Genomic DNA, 249 nt, shown 5'->3' with positions numbered 1-249 from the left:
CTTAAGCAGGGAGCCCTGTTTGAAGGAGCTGAGAAGCGACGCACAAACAGGAGCGAGTCGCTTACTCCCGAAGGGAGTGGGTGAGGGAATCTGGAAGCAGGTTCTGAGGAAGGAACCGTAAACAGAGCGGAGGCTCGTTAAGGAAGTTCGTTTTATGCAGTTGTAAGGGCACGGGCCCTTAGGAAAATTCAGTGGCGATAGCTGCGGGGATCCACCTGTTCCCATGCCGAACACAGCAGTTAAGCCCGC

The 249-nt window shown here is 55.0% G+C and carries 1 rRNA gene; it reads left to right on the top strand.

Annotated features, from left to right (window positions below):
* Positions 1–187 precede the first annotated feature (187 nt).
* Positions 188–249: ribosomal RNA gene (rrf, locus tag CJ260_RS12625) — 5S ribosomal RNA — on the top strand; the annotation flags it as partial.

It is taken from the genome of Megasphaera sp. ASD88 (genome assembly GCF_002287425.1).
Classification (GTDB): Bacteria; Bacillota; Negativicutes; order Veillonellales; family Megasphaeraceae; genus Megasphaera; species Megasphaera stantonii.
This window is presented reverse-complemented; position numbering and strand designations above follow the sequence as displayed.